At 69.8% G+C, this 15,464-nt stretch carries 15 protein-coding genes; 10 read left to right on the top strand and 5 right to left on the bottom strand.

The genetic code is table 11. From position 1 onward, the window contains the following. Nucleotides 1–22: 22 nt before the first annotated feature. Nucleotides 23–1,006 carry a 2,3-diaminopropionate biosynthesis protein SbnA gene (gene sbnA, locus E1161_RS16745; RefSeq protein WP_132624302.1) on the bottom strand — a complete coding sequence of 328 codons (984 nt, stop codon included), beginning with the start codon at nt 1,004–1,006 and terminating at the stop codon, nt 23–25. A gap of 365 nt (nt 1,007–1,371) precedes the next feature. On the opposite strand from sbnA, the gene larA reads away from it, so the two are divergent. After that, nucleotides 1,372–2,655 carry a nickel-dependent lactate racemase gene (gene larA, locus E1161_RS16740; RefSeq protein ID WP_132624300.1) on the top strand — a complete coding sequence of 428 codons (1,284 nt, stop codon included), beginning with the start codon at nt 1,372–1,374 and terminating at the stop codon, nt 2,653–2,655. Between the two features lie 5 nt (nt 2,656–2,660). Here larA and E1161_RS16735 read toward each other — a convergent pair whose 3' ends face one another. Next, nucleotides 2,661–3,818, bottom strand: coding sequence for an acyl-CoA dehydrogenase family protein (locus tag E1161_RS16735; protein WP_235875084.1), 1,158 nt, complete (start codon nt 3,816–3,818; stop codon nt 2,661–2,663). Between the two features lie 406 nt (nt 3,819–4,224). On the opposite strand from E1161_RS16735, the gene E1161_RS16730 reads away from it, so the two are divergent. From E1161_RS16730 to E1161_RS16700, 7 genes are all read left to right on the top strand, one after another. Beyond that, nucleotides 4,225–4,347 carry a ribosomal protein bL36 gene (locus E1161_RS16730; protein WP_132624332.1) on the top strand — a complete coding sequence of 41 codons (123 nt, stop codon included), beginning with the start codon at nt 4,225–4,227 and terminating at the stop codon, nt 4,345–4,347. A 45-nt stretch (nt 4,348–4,392) separates the two neighbouring features. Continuing rightward, nucleotides 4,393–4,962 carry a class I SAM-dependent methyltransferase gene (locus E1161_RS16725; RefSeq protein WP_132624296.1) on the top strand — a complete coding sequence of 190 codons (570 nt, stop codon included), beginning with the start codon at nt 4,393–4,395 and terminating at the stop codon, nt 4,960–4,962. 296 nt (nt 4,963–5,258) lie between these two features. Then, nucleotides 5,259–6,050, top strand: coding sequence for an enoyl-CoA hydratase/isomerase family protein (locus E1161_RS16720; RefSeq protein ID WP_132624294.1), 792 nt, complete (start codon nt 5,259–5,261; stop codon nt 6,048–6,050). A gap of 63 nt (nt 6,051–6,113) precedes the next feature. Beyond that, nucleotides 6,114–7,370 carry an acyl-CoA dehydrogenase family protein gene (locus E1161_RS16715; protein ID WP_132624292.1) on the top strand — a complete coding sequence of 419 codons (1,257 nt, stop codon included), beginning with the start codon at nt 6,114–6,116 and terminating at the stop codon, nt 7,368–7,370. Further along, nucleotides 7,367–8,719 (top strand): phosphotransferase family protein, encoded by a 1,353-nt coding sequence (locus E1161_RS16710; protein WP_132624290.1) that lies wholly within the window; start codon nt 7,367–7,369, stop codon nt 8,717–8,719. The genes E1161_RS16715 and E1161_RS16710 overlap by 4 nt, the downstream gene beginning before the upstream one ends. Continuing rightward, a complete protein-coding gene (locus E1161_RS16705; RefSeq protein ID WP_132624288.1) occupies nt 8,712–10,367 on the top strand; it encodes a class I adenylate-forming enzyme family protein in 1,656 nt (551 codons plus the stop codon). The genes E1161_RS16710 and E1161_RS16705 overlap by 8 nt, the downstream gene beginning before the upstream one ends. A 5-nt stretch (nt 10,368–10,372) precedes the next feature. Then, nucleotides 10,373–11,395 carry a phosphotransferase family protein gene (locus tag E1161_RS16700; RefSeq protein ID WP_235875083.1) on the top strand — a complete coding sequence of 341 codons (1,023 nt, stop codon included), beginning with the start codon at nt 10,373–10,375 and terminating at the stop codon, nt 11,393–11,395. Between the two features lie 8 nt (nt 11,396–11,403). Here E1161_RS16700 and E1161_RS16695 read toward each other — a convergent pair whose 3' ends face one another. Both E1161_RS16695 and E1161_RS16690 read right to left on the bottom strand, forming a co-directional pair. Further along, nucleotides 11,404–12,021 carry an MOSC domain-containing protein gene (locus tag E1161_RS16695; RefSeq protein WP_132624284.1) on the bottom strand — a complete coding sequence of 206 codons (618 nt, stop codon included), beginning with the start codon at nt 12,019–12,021 and terminating at the stop codon, nt 11,404–11,406. Nucleotides 12,022–12,112: 91 nt separating this feature from the next. Continuing rightward, the gene (locus E1161_RS16690; protein WP_132624330.1) at nt 12,113–12,844 is read right to left on the bottom strand and encodes a dienelactone hydrolase family protein; all 732 of its coding nucleotides are present in this window, start codon (nt 12,842–12,844) and stop codon (nt 12,113–12,115) included. A 350-nt stretch (nt 12,845–13,194) separates the two neighbouring features. On the opposite strand from E1161_RS16690, the gene E1161_RS27660 reads away from it, so the two are divergent. After that, complete coding sequence (locus E1161_RS27660) at nt 13,195–13,539, top strand: hypothetical protein (protein WP_207920275.1); 345 nt, start codon at nt 13,195–13,197, stop codon at nt 13,537–13,539. Then, entirely contained in the window at nt 13,482–13,871 is a 390-nt protein-coding gene (locus E1161_RS27655; protein WP_207920274.1) for a hypothetical protein, read from the top strand. Before E1161_RS27660 ends, E1161_RS27655 begins: the two co-directional genes overlap by 58 nt. Before the next feature lie 4 nt (nt 13,872–13,875). Here the strand turns inward: E1161_RS27655 and E1161_RS16680 are convergent, their stop codons facing one another. Beyond that, nucleotides 13,876–15,333 carry an MDR family MFS transporter gene (locus E1161_RS16680; protein ID WP_235875082.1) on the bottom strand — a complete coding sequence of 486 codons (1,458 nt, stop codon included), beginning with the start codon at nt 15,331–15,333 and terminating at the stop codon, nt 13,876–13,878. Nucleotides 15,334–15,464 lie beyond the last annotated feature (131 nt).

The following is a 15,464-nucleotide window of genomic DNA, read 5'->3' as shown; positions in this document are numbered from 1 at the left end:
CCTTCGTGTTGCGGTGTTCTGGTCAGTTCGCGCAGCGCCGGCGGGCGGCGTCGAACCAGTCGTCGTTGTAGATCAGGTCGAGGTAGCGGTCCCCGCGATCCGGGAACACCGCCACCACCCGGCACGGGCGGGGGAGTCGCGGCAGCGTGCGCTGCACGGCGGCGACCACCGCTCCGGTGGACCCGCCGGCGAAGATCCCCTCGGTGGCGAGCAGTTCGCGGCAGCCCACGGCGGCCTCGAAGTCGTTGACGTGCACCACTTCGTCGATCTCGTCGGGGCTGAACAGCTCCGGGACCCGGCTGGCGCCGATTCCCGGCACGTCGCGCTGTCCGGGTGGGCCGCCGAAGATCACCGAGCCGACGGCGTCCACCGCGACCACCCGCATCTCGGGGAAGTTCTCCCGCAGCCGTCGCGAGCAGCCCAGCAAGCTGCCGGTGGTGCTGACCGCCCCGAACAAGTAGGACGGCGGTCCGTCGAGCTGACGGCTCAGCTCGTCGCCGGTGCCGTGGTAGTGCGCCTGCCAGTTGCGGTCGTTGGCGTACTGGTTGATCCAGATCGCGCCGGGAGAGTTCGCCACGATCTCCTGCACGCGGAGGATTCGGGTGTGCAGGTAGCCGCCGGTCTCGTCCGGCTGGTCGACCATCTCCACCTCCGCGCCCAGGTGCCGGAGGATCGACACGTTGGCGGGCACGGCCTTCGGATCCAGCACGCACGTGAACCGCAGCCCGTGGATGCGCGCGGCGATGGCCAGCGCGATCCCGAAGTTGCCGGAGCTGCTCTCCACCAGGTGGGTCCCGCGCCGGATCGAACCGCTGCGCAACCCGGATTCGATGATGTGCCGTGCGGACCGGTCTTTCATGCTCCCGCCGGGGTTCATCAGTTCGAGCTTCGCGATCACCTCGACATCGGTTTGAGGGAAGAGCCGGTTCATCGCGACAGCAGGGGTGTTCCCCACGCATTCGAGAACCGACCCGATTACGGATTCGGTCTGGGTGTCGACGGCCACGTTTCTCCTCAGATCGACGACCGAAAGGCAAAGCTACGAGCAGAAACGCTAACAAAGGCAAGGCTAACTTAACAGGATTGATCCGCGAGAGCCAGCGCACATCGGGGCGGCGCAAGCGGTTGCAGATCGTCCGTTGCGAAAAGTCCCGAACAGTCTTCTCGGGGATTCTGAGCTGCGCTTATCCGGCGCCTAGGACGCAATAGCGGAGCAAATTGTTCCGGATCATCGGCGAGCTGGAATGAAATGCTCCGAATGGGTGGGGATTTCGGTGTCGGGTGCGGGAACAGCCGAGGAGGCGGGTCTGCCCGCTGCGCCGTTCGCTGGGTCAAGATCGGGGGGAGACCCGAGTGGACCTGGAGCGATGAATGCCGGAGACGTTGTCCGTTGAGCTGGCCTACGGCAGGACGGGGCTCACCGTCGAGCTGCCGTCCGAGCGCACGACCGTGGTCGCGCCCGCCCACCCGCCGGCGGCACCCGACGCGGCGGCGGCGCTGCGCCGAGCGCTCGTCGAACCGGTCGCCGGTCCCCCGCTGCGGGAACGGGTGCGGCCTGGCCAGCGGATCGCGGTGTCGCTCTGCGACGCGACCCGGCCGCAGCCCCGCGAGGCGATGGTGCGCGCCCTGCTGGCCGAGCTGGAGGGCATCGCGACGCGGGAGGACTTCACGCTGCTCGTGGCCACCGGGACGCACCGGGGCAACACCGACTCGGAGCTGCGGGCCATGCTCGGAGACGAGCTCGTCGAGACCATGCGCATCATCAACCACGACTGCCGAGACCCCGAAGTGCTCTGCGCGCTCGGAACTTTCGGCGACGGCGTGCCGGTGTCGCTCAACCGGCACTGGGTGGAGGCCGACGTCCGGATCACCACCGGCTTCGTCGAACCGCACTTCTTCGCGGGTTTCAGCGGTGGCCCCAAGCTCGTCGCCCCGGGGCTGGCCGGACTGGACACCGTGCTCACGCTGCACGACGCGGCGCGCATCGCCAGCCCGCGTGCGACCTGGGCGGTCTGCGAGGGCAACCCGGTTCACGACGACGTCCGCGCCATCGCGGAGGGCACCGGCGTGGACTACGCCTTCGACGTGGTGCTCAACCGCGAGCAGCGGATCGTCGAGGCATTCGGTGGAGACCTGCTCCCGATGCACGCCGCCGCCCGCGAGGTGGTGCGCGAGCTGTCGATGCGTCCCGTTCCGCAGCGCTACGACGTCGTGGTCACCACCAACTCCGGGTATCCGCTCGACCAGAACGTCTACCAAGCGGTCAAGGGCATGACCGCCGCCGCGACCGTCGTCAAGCCGGGCGGGTTGATCATCTGCGCGGCCGAGTGCAGCGACGGCTTCCCCGATCACGGCTCGTTCCGCGAAGTCCTGGCATCCGAACCCACGCCCGAAGCGCTGTTGCGCACCATCTCCGGGAGGGCCGAAACCGTCCCGGACCAGTGGCAGGTGCAGGCCCTCGCCCGCGTGCTCGCCACCGCCCGCGTCGGCGTGCACACCACCGACCTCACCGACGCGCAGCTCCGCACGGCCCACCTCCACCGGATCGACGACATCGCCACCGCGGTCGCCGAGGAGCTCGCCGCGAGGGGACCGCAGGCCCGCGTCTGCGTCCTCCCCGAAGGCCCGCAAACGATCCCGTACGTCGAAGCCTGATCGCGTCAGATCATGTCGGTGATGTTCGGCTCGACGCCCAGCAGCGCGCGGCCGAAGACCTCGGCGCACGAGGCAGGATTGGCCACGGCGTGCCGCGATGCGGTGTGGATGTCGCGCACGTGCGCCTGCAGCGGGCTCGTCTCGGAGAACGCCGCGGCGCCGTGCGCGGTGACGAGGTCGTCGACCGCCTGCCGGCACAGCTGCGCGGCGTGGCCGGTGTGCTGGCGGATCCTGGCCCTGGTGAGGTCGTCGGGGAAGGTACCGGCGTCGGCGTGGCCGTCGACGACGGAGGCGGAGTTCTCCGCGATCAGCTGGGCCAGGTCGATCTTCATCGAGGCGTCGGCGACGGCCAGCTGGAACGCCGTGGAGTCGCGCTGGCGCTCGTAGTGGGTGAACGCGATGCCCTTGGTGTCGGCGCCTGCCACGACGTGGTCCAGCGCGGCGGAGGCCATCCCGAGGTAGGGCGCGATCATGTAGGTCGCCAGCGTGGACATCAGCGCTGAGCGGTAGCGGGACTCCGCCGGGCGCCCCGCGGGGAACCGGCCGCGGATGGCGGAGGCGAACCGCAGGACCCGGTGCTCGGGGACGAACACGTCGCTCCCGACGAGCAGGTTGCTGCCGGTGGCACGCATGCCGGTGGTGAACCAGGTGTCCTCGACGGCCAGTTCCGCCATCGGGACCAGCGCGAGGGACGCATCGCCGTCGACGCCGGGGAATCCGATCATCGCCCACTGCGAGTGCAGGCATCCGGAGGCCGGGCCCCAGCGCCCGGTCAGCAGCCAGCCGCCGTCGACCGCCCGCGCCGTGGACTTCGGTGCGAGCACGGTGCACACGCGGGTGTCGGGACCGTCGGCGTAGACCTCCTCCTGCGCGAGCGGCGGGAACATCCCGCTGAGGAACGCGCCGGAGCCGAGGATCATCACCACCCACCCGGCGGAGGGGTCGGCTTTCGCGACCTCGCACGTCGCGTCGATCGCGGTGCGCAGCGAGCACTCCCCACCGCCGAAGCGCGCGGGCACCAGCGCTCGCATCACTCCGGTGTCGACGAGGCAGGAGACCGTCTCGTCGCTGAGCCTGCGCAGCCGGTCGTTGCTCTCGCGGTTGCCTTCGAGCTTCGGGCGGGCTTCGGTGACGAGACGCAGTACGTCCGTCGGTGCGGTCACGTGGTCTCCTCCGCGTCCGGCGCCGTCATGAGGTTCCAGGACGCACCCGAAAGACGAAGCGCACCTGGTCCAGCACGCCGCAGATGCTACCGCCGCAGGCGCCAGGTGATCGTGAACAACGCCCGGAGCCATCCGCGCCCGTTCGGCACGAGTGTCCAGGGGGCGGTTCTGGTCCGACCCGCCCATGATCAATGCCGGTTCTGCCCGGACGGTTCGCACCAGAACCACCCACACCGAGGTCACCGACGGTGATCCGGCCCCGGATTTCAGTGGAACTCCGGCACCCGATTTCAGTGGAACTCCGGTACCTGAGTTCCATGGGAACCGGGACCTGGTTGTTGTGATGACAATGGTTGTCATTTTCGATAGGGTGGAGTGCGTCGCTCTGGAGGAAGGTCGTGGAACGGTGAAGGTGCGCAAGTCGTTGAAGTCGTTGAAGCAGAAGCCCGGGGCTCAGGTGATCCGCCGGCACGGAAAGACCTTCGTGATCAACAAGAAGACCCCGCGCTACAAGGTTCGCCAGGGCTGAAGGAGGAGCGGCCATGGCACGACAGGGCGAGGTCGGCACGGCCCGATGATCGCCGAGCTGCGCGAACGGGCCGCCGGGCTGTCGCAGCTGAAGACCCACGAGGCCGACGTCACCAGCTGGGGCGGTTCCGGGTACGACCTCGTCCAGTCGGCGCTGGGCATCTTCTTCTTCCCTGACGTGGAAGCCGGCACCAGGCACCTCATCGGGACGGCCAGGCCGGGAGGCCGGGTCGCGTTCACGATCTGGCGTCGTGGTGCGATGGACCCGGCGGGAAGGCAGCTCGCCCTCGCCGTCGCGGAGGCGGCCGGTGCCGAGCCGCCCGGCGAGCGGCCGAAGCGTCCCGGCGACCGCATCAACCAGCCGGACACGTTCGCCAGCTGGCTGAACGACCTCGGCCTGTCCGAAGTGGACGTCGCTGTGCACGAGCGGAGCTTGTTGATGACACCCGAGGTCGCCTGGCTGCTCGTCCTCGGCTCCGGCTACCGGGGCGTCCTCAGCGGCCTCGACCCCGATCAGGTCGCCCGAGTCCGGGACCGCTACCTCACCCGCCTCGACGAGGTGGGCCTGGCCGAGCTCGACGCCACCACCCTCGTCGGCACGGGCATCGCCCGCTAGTCACACCACATCGCGAACCGCCCGAACCACGGCATCAGCCCTGCTCCAGCCATGTCCGAATGCCCCGCATCGTCCAACCGACGAACCTCGCCCCGGTCATCGCAGCGGCGAGGTCGCCGTAGAGGCGATGCTTGACCTGACCGGACTCGGCGGCGGGTTCGCGCGCTCCGGGTGGTGTCAGCTCGTCGGTCGCCGGATGGTCGACGAGCGAATGCCCCGTTGTGGTTGGTTACGTTTTCGAGTTCCGGGTGTTAACTTAGCGATCGATAAGTGCATCGGAGTTCGGCGGAGGGCGTGTGAGCACAGTGGACAGTGACACCGTTCTGGCGGAGCAGCGTGGGCCCGTGCTGACGTTGACGCTGAACCGGCCGCAGCGCAAGAACGCCATCGACCCGCCGACCTGGGATGCGCTCCACGAGGCATTGCGCAGCGCGGAGCTCGACGACGCCGTGCGGGCCGTGGTGCTGACCGGGGCCGGTGGGGACTTCTGCGCCGGTGCCGACCTCTCCGCCGACCGGGGCGGGCATCCGCTGAGCCGCATGCACCGGGTCAACGACGTGGCGCTGACGTTGCACGAGCTGTCGAAGCCGGTGATCGCCAAGGTGCGCGGCGTCGCGGTGGGGGCGGGCTGGAACCTGGCGCTGGGCTGCGACCTGCTGGTCTCGACACCGGACGCCCGGTATTCGCAGATCTTCGCCAAGCGCGGCCTGTCGCTGGACTTCGGCGGCTCCTGGTTGCTGCCTCGCCTGGTCGGTCTGCAGCAGGCCAAGCGGTTGGCGCTGCTCGGCGAGATCATCGGCGCCGAGGAGGCCCGCGAGCTCGGGCTGGTCACCTGGGTGAAGGGCGACGACGAGCTGGACAACTTCGTCGACAACCTCGCCGACACGCTCGCGTGCGGGGCTCCGGTGGCGATCTCGCAGAGCAAGGCCATGCTCAACGCCGCAGGTCAGCAGACGTTCCGCGAAGCGCTGGAATCCGAGGCCCGGGCCCAGTCGGTCAACTTCGCGACCGCCGACGCGCCCGCGGCGTTCCGGGCCTTCGTGAACAAGACCGAACCGCAGTTCACCGGCGAGTGGTTGGTCGACTGACGCCCTCTTGTGCCAGCCGGAACGTGTGCTTAAGGTCACTGAACGGGCGCTAAGGAGGCTTGCATGGACTTCTCGATGCCCGGTGAGCTCGTCGCCCTGCTCGGTGAGCTCGACCAGTTCATCGAGTCGGAGATCGTTCCGCTCCAGCAGCAGGACGACAACGTGCGCTTCTTCGACCACCGGCGGGAGTACGCCCGCACCGATTTCGAGGCAGGTGGCACGCCCCGCCCCGAGTGGGAAGCGCTGCTGCGCGAGATGGCCCGGCGCGCCGACGCGGCAGGATGGCTGCGCTACGGGCTGCCGGTGGAGGTCGGCGGCGGTGGTGGCGGCAACTTCGAGATGGCCGTGATCCGCGAGCACCTGGCGGCGAAAGGCCTTGGTCTGCACAACGACCTGCAGAACGAGGCATCGGTCGTCGGCAACTTCCCCGTCGTGCACATGATGCTGGAGTTCGGGACCGCGGCGCAGCGTCAGGAGTTCCTGCAACCGATGCTCACCGGCGGAGCCCGGCTCGGCTTCGGCCTCACCGAACCCGACCACGGCAGCGACGCCACCTGGCTGGAGACCACCGCGGTCCGCGACGGCGACGACTGGATCATCAACGGCGGCAAGCGCTTCAACTCCGGGATGCACTCCGCCACCCACGACGTGATCTTCGCGCGCACCTCCGGTGAACCGGGAGATGCCCGGGGCATCACCGCGTTCGTCGTGCCCACCAGCACGCCGGGGTTCTCGGTGGACTTCCACTGGTGGACCTTCAACATGCCCACCGACCACGCCGAGGTGTCGCTGCGAGACGTGCGGGTGCCTGCCTCGGCGATGTTCGGCGAGGAGGGCAGGGGTCTGGAGCTGGCGCAGTGCTTCGTGCACGAGAACCGCATCCGCCAGGCCGCCTCTGGTGTCGGGGCCGCGCAGTTCTGCATCGACCGCAGCGTCGACTACGCCCGCGAGCGCGTCACCTTCGGCCAGCCGCTGGCCCGCAGGCAGGCCATCCAGTGGCCGCTCGTGGAGTTGCAGACCGAGGCCGAGATGGTGCGCTGGCTGGTGCGCAAGACCGCGTGGGAGATGGACCGCCTGCCGAACTTCGAGATCAGCGACAAGGTCTCGATGTGCAACTACCGGGCGAACCGGTTGGTGTGCGACGCGGCTGACCGCGCTATCCAGGTGCACGGCGGGCTCGGCTACACCCGGCACGCACCGTTCGAGCACATCTACCGCCACCACCGCCGCTACCGGATCACCGAGGGCGCCGAAGAGGTGCAGATGCGCAAGGTCGCGGGCTACCTGTTCGGCTTCGCCGGTCCGGGAAGGCGCGCATGAGGGCTGCGGAACTCGGTGAGCGACTGGCCAAGCGGCTGAGCGAGGTCCAGGGGCGCCCGGTGCGGGTGACGCGGTTGGAGCGGGCCAGCGGCGGGGCGAGCCGGGAGACGTGGTTCGTCGAGCTCGACATCGGCCGCTTGGTGCTGCGACGGGACCCACCCGGTCTGGCCCGTCACGATGGCATGGCACGGGAAGCGGAGGCGCTCGAAGCGGCTGAACACGCCGGGGTCCCGGTGCCGCACCTGGTCGACCACGGCACCGACGAAGTGGTGCTGGGCTCCCCGTACGTGCTCACCGAGCACGTCGACGGCGAGACGATTCCCCGGCGCCTGCTGCGGGAGGACGCCTACGCCACCGCGCGCGCCGGACTGGCCCGCGAGCTCGGCAGGGCCGCCGCGCGCATCCACTCGATCCCGGTGCCGGAGGGCTTCCCGGAGCCAGACCCGCTGGAACAGCTCGTCGCTGACCACGACGGCCTCGGCGACCCGATCCCGGCCGTGGAGGTCGCCTTCCGCTGGCTGCGGGAGAACCGGCCGACCGGGTCGGGGAGGTCCCTGGTGCACGGGGATTTCCGCAACGGCAACCTCATCGTCGACGAGATCGGACTGCGCGCGGTGCTGGACTGGGAGCTCGTGCACGTCGGGGACCCGATGGAGGACCTGGGCTGGCTGTGCACCAACGCCTGGCGCTTCGGATCTCCCTTGCCGGTGGGCGGTTTCGGTTCGACGGACGACCTGTTCGACGGCTACGCCGAGATCGCGGGCACGCGGCCGGACCCGGACCTCGTGCGCTGGTGGGAGGTCTACGGCACGGCCAGGTGGGGCGTGATCTGCCGGGCCCAGGCCGAACAGCACCTCAGCGGTGCGCGCCCGTCGATGGAGCTCGCCGCGATCGGCCGCAGGGTGAGCGAGCAGGAGCACGACCTGCTCACCGAGCTGGGAATCCCGGAATCAGCCGCCGAACCGCAGGTGGAGTCCGAGTTCGCGGACCTGCACGGGCGGCCGACCGCCGCCGAACTCGTCGCCGCGACGCGGGACTTCCTGCGCGACGAGGTGCTCACCGCCTTCGACGGCAGGATGCGGTTCCAGTCGCTGGTGGCCGTGAACGTTCTGTCCACTGTGGAACGTGAGCTGCGGTTCGGCGCCGAGCAGCAGCGGCGGCACCGCGATCGGCTGGGCGAGCTGGGATTCGCCGATCGCGCCGCGCTGGCAGCCGCGCTGCGGTCGGGCGAGGCCGACCCGTGGGGCGAAGACGTCGCCGCGCTGCTGTGGTCGCAAGTGCGGGACCGGCTGGCGGTCGCCAACCCGAAGCACGCCAAGGGAACGACCAGGGGAGGCAACGGTGTCTGACGAACTGCGCGAACGCCTGCTGGACGAGCTCATCGGACCCGGCGGCGACTTCGAGATGATCGACGCCGTGGTGCGCGGAACACCCATGCGCGTCTACGCCGAACCGCTGCGCACCCTGCGCGATGCCGCCCTGCTCAGCGCCTTCCACGGCGACAACGACTTCCTCATCTACGAGGACCACCGCTGCACCTTCACCGAGCACCAGCGGCTCGTCGCGGGACTGGCCCGAGCGCTGCGCGAGGAGTACGGGCTGACCAGCGGCGACCGCGTCGCCATCGCGATGCGCAACTTCCCGGAGTGGGTGCCGATCTTCTGGGCCATCCAAGTCGCGGGGCTCGTCGCCGTCCCGCTCAACGCCTGGTGGTCGCGCGACGAGCTGCGCTACGGCATGACCGACAGCGGAGCGAAGCTCGTGTTCGCCGACCCCGAGCGCACGGAGCTGCTCGACCGCGACGTCCCGGTCGTCGAGGTGCGCGGCGGCGAACCGGGACCGGGGGTGCGGCCCTGGGCGGACCTGATCGCCGGGTTCCCGGACGACGTGCAGCCGCCCGCGGTCGTCATCGAACCCGACGACGACTCCACGATCCTCTACACCTCCGGCACCACCGGACGCCCCAAGGGAGCGGTCGCCACGCACCGCAACCACGTCACGAACCTGCTCAACACCGTCGTCACCCGCAAGGTCGGTTCGGCCATCGCCAACGGCGGCACCTTCCCCGAACCCGACTCGAACGACCCGCAGCCCGGGGCGCTGCTGACGTTCCCGATGTTCCACATCGCCGGCATCACCGTGCTGTGCTTCGCGACCCTCGCGGGGGCGAAGCTGGCAACGATGTACCGCTGGGACCGGGCGCAGGCCGAGAAGCTGATCCGCGACAACGATCTGACCAGCGCCGCCGGTGTTCCCACGGTGATGCGGGACCTGGTCGAGAACAGCGATTCGGTGCGCGGCCTGGAGGGCGTCACGATGGGCGGCGCTCCGATCCCGCCCGACCTCGTGCAGCGCATCGGCGGGCTCGGCAGCAGCGCGGCCAGCGGCTACGGGTTGACCGAGACGACCTCCACGGTCGTCGGCAACTCCGGCGAGGACTACCAAGAGCACCCCGACAGCGTCGGAAAACTCGTTCCGGGCGCCGAGATCCGCGTCGTCGACCCGGCGACCGGCGACGACCTCTCGGACGGCGAGATCGGCGAGCTGTGGTTCCGGGGGCCCAGCGTCGTGCGCGGGTACTGGAACCTGCCCGAAGCCACCGCGGAGTCCTTCACCGACGGCTGGTTCCACACCGGTGACCTCGGCTACGTCGACGACGGGTGGGTGTACGTCGTGGACCGTCTCAAGGACGTGGTGATCCGGGGCGGCGAGAACGTCTACTGCGCCGAAGTCGAGGCCGCTCTGCACGAGCATCCGGCGGTCGCCGACGTCGCCGTCATCGGGCTGCCGCACGCCACGCTGGGCGAGGAGGTAGCGGCGGTGGTGAACCTCAAGACCCCCGTCGATCCCGAGGAATTGCGAGCACACGTGCGAGATCGATTGGCGGGGTTCAAGGTTCCAACGAACGTGGTGGTGCACGAGGACCCGCTGCCGCGCACGCCGACGGGCAAGGTCCTCAAGCGTCGACTCCGAGAGCAGATCGTCCAGCAGGGGTGAGCGCGGTGGAGCTGCCAGGCATTGAACGCGACGCGGTCACCCGCTGGCTGGCCGAGCACGGCGTGCCCGCACCGGTGGAGTTCTCGCTGGTCTCGGGCGGGAGGTCGAACCTCACCTACCGGGTCGCCGACGCCGACGGTGTGGTGCACGCCCTGCGCAGGCCGCCGACCGGGGGAGTGCTGAGCACCGCCCACGACATGAGCCGCGAGTGGCGGTTCATCTCCGCGCTGCACGGGACGGGCGTCCCCGTCCCGGCACCGCTCGGGTACTGCGAGGACACCGAGGTCACCGGGGCCGCGTTCTACGTGATGGACTTCGTCGACGGCATCGTGCTCGCCGACCGCTCCTCGGTGGCCCCGATGCCGCTCCCCGTTCGGCACCGGGCGGGGATGGCGACCGTGGAGTGCATGGCAGCGCTGCACAACCTCGACCCGGACGCCGCCGGGCTCGGCGACGTGGCCCGCCGCGACGGCTACCTGCAACGTCAGCTGCGGCGCTGGCAGAAGCAGGTCCACGTCTCAGGCGCCCCGGACCTGGCGCTGCTGGACCAGGTGCACGACGTGCTCGTCGCGAACGTGCCCGAGCAGACCACCGGCATCGTGCACGGCGACTTCCGTCCCGGGAACCTCTCCTACGGCCTCGACGGCGAGGTCCTCGCGGTCTTCGACTGGGAGCTGGCCACCCTGGGCGAACCGCTGGCCGACCTCGGCTGGCTCATCGCCACCTGGGAAGAACCCGGCGACGACCTCCCGGCCGTCACCCCCGGCCCCACGGCGGAGGGCGGTTTCCCGACCCGCGAAGACCTCATCGCCCGTTACGCCGAGCTGACCCGCCGCGACCTCTCCGACCTGCCGTTCCACGTCGCCTTCCAGCGCTGGCGCTCCTGCTGCATCACGGCAGGAGTCCGAGCCCGCTACCAAGCCGGCCACATGGGCGACGACGGCTACGACGCCACCGCCCGGGCGGACACCGAACAACGCCAAGCCGAACTGGCCTGGCAAGCCGTCAAGGACCTCGGCCTGGCGTAGTTGGGTGATCAGTCGAGTGCTTCGCGAGCCGAACGTGGAATCGACGGCAGCAAAGCAGGTTCGAGCGTCATCGCGCGGAACGCGAGGGCGATCGTAGCGCTGCGGTCGGGACGGTGAACGATCTCCACGGAGTCGCCGGGCCGGACGTATCCCGGCTCGATCACGCGCAGATACGCTCCGGGCTTCGCCGCCCTCATGAACTGCTCGATCCAGCCGCCACGCCCCATCCAGCCCTGGAACGTCGCACAGGGGATCCGAGGGCAGGACACCTCCAGGACGACCTCCCGGCCGATGCGCCAGCGCTCACCGATGAGGGCGCCGTTCACGTCGAGACCGCAGGTGGTCAGGTTCTCGCCGAAAGCCCCGTGGGGGACCGGGCTTCTGAGCTCGGCCTGCCACTCGTCCAGGTCTTCACGGGCGTAGGCGTAGACGGCCTGGTCGGGTCCTCCGTGGTGCTTGACGTCGTACGCCCGATCCCCCGCGAGCCCAACCGCACCGGTGCCCTTGGGGCCGGGTGCGCGGACAACCACCGGGCCGGTGACAGGCCGCTTGTCGATGCCGGTGGTGCTGACCTTCTTCCAAGGGTTGGGCCGAGGTCGGCCGACGTTGACGGACAGCACCTCCATGCCCCGACCGTACGGCCGGGCCGACCTCGGAAGCGACTCATTTTCGTGCGAGGAGCGAGTGCGGGAGGTTCAGCCCGCCTCCTCGGGCGGCTCAGGCGGTTCTCCTCAGGTGCCGGGCGAAGAAGCGGTTGGCGGAATCGCCCTCCCACGGTGGGACACCGGTGTGCCCGCCCATGTTGGCGTGCAGCGACTTCTCCTCGGAACCGAAGGCGTCGAACAGTTCCAGCGACTGCTCCCGGTCGTTGCCCTCGTCATCCCACTGCAGCAGGACGTGCAGCGGGATCGCGACCCGCCGAGCCTCGTCGAACATGCTGCGGGGCACGAAACTCCCGGCGAAGAGCACTGCTGCCGCGATGCGCGGCTCGACCACCGCCAACCGGATCCCGATGGCGATGACCCCACCTGAATACCCGACCGGCCCGTCGACCTCGGGCAGCGAGAGGAGAGCGTCCAGGGCAGCCTGCCACTCAGGAACCGCCTGGTCGACGAGTGGTGAGACGAGCCGCTCGACGATCTCGTCCACGGGCTCGCCGGCCGCCAACGCCCGACGCAGCTCGGCGCGCGCCTCGTCGGCCTCAGCGGAACGCGGCCGGTCACCGCTCCCGGGCAGCTCGATGGTCGCCGCGGTGAAGCCCTGGCCCACGGAGAGCCGCGCCCGGCTTGCCAGTCGCGGGGACATGCCGTCCACCCCACCGGGGTGGCCCATCAGGATCAACGGTCCGGACCCGGATTCAGGCGTCCACAGGATGCCGGGAATCTCGCCGAGGGTGAAACCGCGCTCGACGACACCGTCGTCGAGGCGCTGATCAGAAGTGAAGCGCATGGTCGTGCCTTTCGAAGAGCTCACCAACGGCGCTCCCGGACGACCTATCGCCCGACCGTGACCCCGAAGAGGAGCACCCACGTCACAACGTCCACGGGTACCACCTCCTCAACTCGAACACGGCCTCCGAGAAAGTAGCAGCGGTCGCCGTGAACTTCCCACCGATTTTCGTGTGCTCGAAATCGTTGTCGAGCACGAGTACCGAGCGCGACGTCCCTCGTGCGCATGCTGGTCGGCAGTACCACCTCGTGGGGGAAGGCAGCAGAGCACGATCGGCCCGTCGTAGGCACGGCTGGTCTCGTCGCGCCAACCTTTCGAGGCGCTGGTGGGCTCGGCGAGTTCGCGAGCAGGTGGGGCGGCGGCTGTTCTCGGCCTTCGGGGAACTCGCGCAGCTCGCGGGGTGGGTCGCCAGTGACGCGGGCCGTTGTGCCGACGCGCAGCGGTTCTACCTGTCGGGCGCGGATGCCTCCGAGGCGGCGGGCGATCGCGTGCTGGGTGCGCAGCTGTTGTCCAGCTTGAGCTATCAACTCGCCAATGTCGGGAAACGGCGTGACGCCGCGCTTTTGGCGCGGACGGCGGTTCGAGGCGCCGAGGGTGCGTCGACGGTGGTGCGCGCGCTCCTGCTGGAGCGCCTGGCGTGGGCCTCGGCGAAGGCGGAGACGCCGAGGGCACCTGGCGCGCGTTGGACGCCGTGAACGACTCGTACGACCGCCGAGGCGGTGCCGGGTCCGAGCCGGAGTGGGTCCACTGGCTCAACCAGGCGGAGATCGACGTCATGGCCGGGCGGTGCGTGATCGAAACCGAGCCGTCCCGCCGACGCCGAGCCCTGGCCAACGCCGTCGCGACCTACCCGGCCGAGCACGCCAGGGAAGTGGCGCTGTACCTGACGTGGCTGGCCGAATCCCATGCGAGGACCGGTGACCTGGACGCCGCGCGCGACGTCGTGGAGCGGGCGCAGCGCCACGCGGCGACCATGCCCTCGTCCAGGACCGAAGACCGCCTGGACTCGGTCGTGCGGATGCTCTGACGGGTCAGACCGTCGTGGCGGCTTCGTCGGGGTGTTCGACCTGCGCGGTGTGGCGCTTCGGGTGGTCGGCGGGCATGAGGAACGCCAGGACCACGAGAGCTGCGGCGATGAGGAACAGCAGGCCGAAGACGACGTGCACCGCTGCCATCAGGCCTGGTCCTGCTGGGGTGCCGTCGGGGCCGACGGTGGTGCGGGCGTTGACGATGGCTCCGCAGACCGCCACGCCCACCGCCGAGCCCAGCGAGCGGGCGAACATGTTGACGCCGGTGACGGCGCCGCGCTCGGTGAACGCGGCAGCAGACTGCGATGCGATGAGCGTCGGCACAGCGGTCAGGCCCATGCCCAGGCCGACCACGAACGTGAAGGCCCCGATCATGAACACGGTCGAGTTCTCGCCCAGCAGCAGCGTCAAGCCGGTGCCCACGAGCACGAGGGCCGAACCGATCATCGACGTGTAGCGGAACCCGAGGTTGAGGTACACGCGCCCGGCGTTGGTGGCGGCCAGCGGCCAGCCGACGGTCATGGCAGCCAGGGCGAAGCCGGCGATCAGCGGCCCGACGCCGAGCACGCCTTGGGCGTAGATCGGCACGTAGGTGGACAGGCCCAGCACGATCACGCCCACCAGCAGCGCGACGGCCGTGGGAACGCCGATCACGCGGCGGCGCAGCAGTCGCAGGTCCAGGATCGGGTGCGCCGAGCGCAGCGCGTGCGCGGCGAACGCCGCGAGCAGCAGCACTGCCGTCACGAAGATCAGCACCGACGGCACCGACATCCACGCCCAGCTGGTGCCGCCTTCGAGCAGGCCGAGCAGCACGAGCGTGCTGCCGCCGGTGAGCAGCGCGGCTCCGAGGTGGTCGATCGGCTCGCGGTCGCCTCCACGCGCGGACTCGTGGTACTTGAGCACCAGCATCGCCGCGGCCGCGAAGCACAGCGGCAGGTTGATCCAGAAGATCCAGCGCCAGCTGATGAACTCGCTGAACACACCGCCCAGCGTCGGGCCGACGACCGACGAGATCGCCCACACCGAGGCCAGGTATCCCTGCGTCTTCGCCCGCTCCTCGAGCGTGTAGATGTCGGCGGCGATCGTCAGCGAGACGGGCATCACCGCGCCCGCGCCCAGCCCCTGCAGCACCCGCCCGACGATCAGCGCGGGCATCGACCAGGCCGCACCGCACAGCACCGACCCGACCAGGAAGAACCCGACTCCCGCGAGCATCAGGCGCTTGCGGCCGAGCACGTCGGCGAGCCTGCCGAACAGCGGCGTGCTCACCGCCTGCGCGAGCAGGTAGGCGGAGAACAACCACGGGACCTGAGCGAAGCTGCCGAGATCGCGGGCGATCGTGGACGACGCGGTGGCGATGATCGTCGCGTCCAGCGCCACCAGGGCCGTGGACAACATCAGCGCGAGCAGGATCGGGCCGCGCTCGGAGCGCAGCCCAACACCGGAAGACGAAGCGGGCACGACTCCACAAGGTACCCGGATTCGGAAATATTCCGGGCGCCGCGAAGTTCCCCGATTTCCCCGGGTTCGCGCAGTTTCTGGGAAGCGCGCAGTTCTGGGATCGAACTGTCAGGGCATGAGGGACGACGATC

The organism is Saccharopolyspora aridisoli (assembly GCF_004348445.1).
Classification (GTDB): domain Bacteria; phylum Actinomycetota; class Actinomycetes; order Mycobacteriales; family Pseudonocardiaceae; genus Saccharopolyspora; species Saccharopolyspora aridisoli.
This window is presented reverse-complemented; position numbering and strand designations above follow the sequence as displayed.

Coding starts and splice junctions, on each gene's coding strand:
- larA (WP_132624300.1), top strand. CDS start 1,372: ATGCCGGAGACGTTGTCCGTTGAGCTGGCCTACGGCAGGACGGGGCTC.
- E1161_RS16725 (WP_132624296.1), top strand. CDS start 4,393: ATGATCGCCGAGCTGCGCGAACGGGCCGCCGGGCTGTCGCAGCTGAAG.
- E1161_RS16715 (WP_132624292.1), top strand. CDS start 6,114: ATGGACTTCTCGATGCCCGGTGAGCTCGTCGCCCTGCTCGGTGAGCTC.
- E1161_RS16710 (WP_132624290.1), top strand. CDS start 7,367: ATGAGGGCTGCGGAACTCGGTGAGCGACTGGCCAAGCGGCTGAGCGAG.
- E1161_RS16695 (WP_132624284.1), bottom strand. CDS start 12,021: ATGGAGGTGCTGTCCGTCAACGTCGGCCGACCTCGGCCCAACCCTTGG.
- E1161_RS16690 (WP_132624330.1), bottom strand. CDS start 12,844: ATGCGCTTCACTTCTGATCAGCGCCTCGACGACGGTGTCGTCGAGCGC.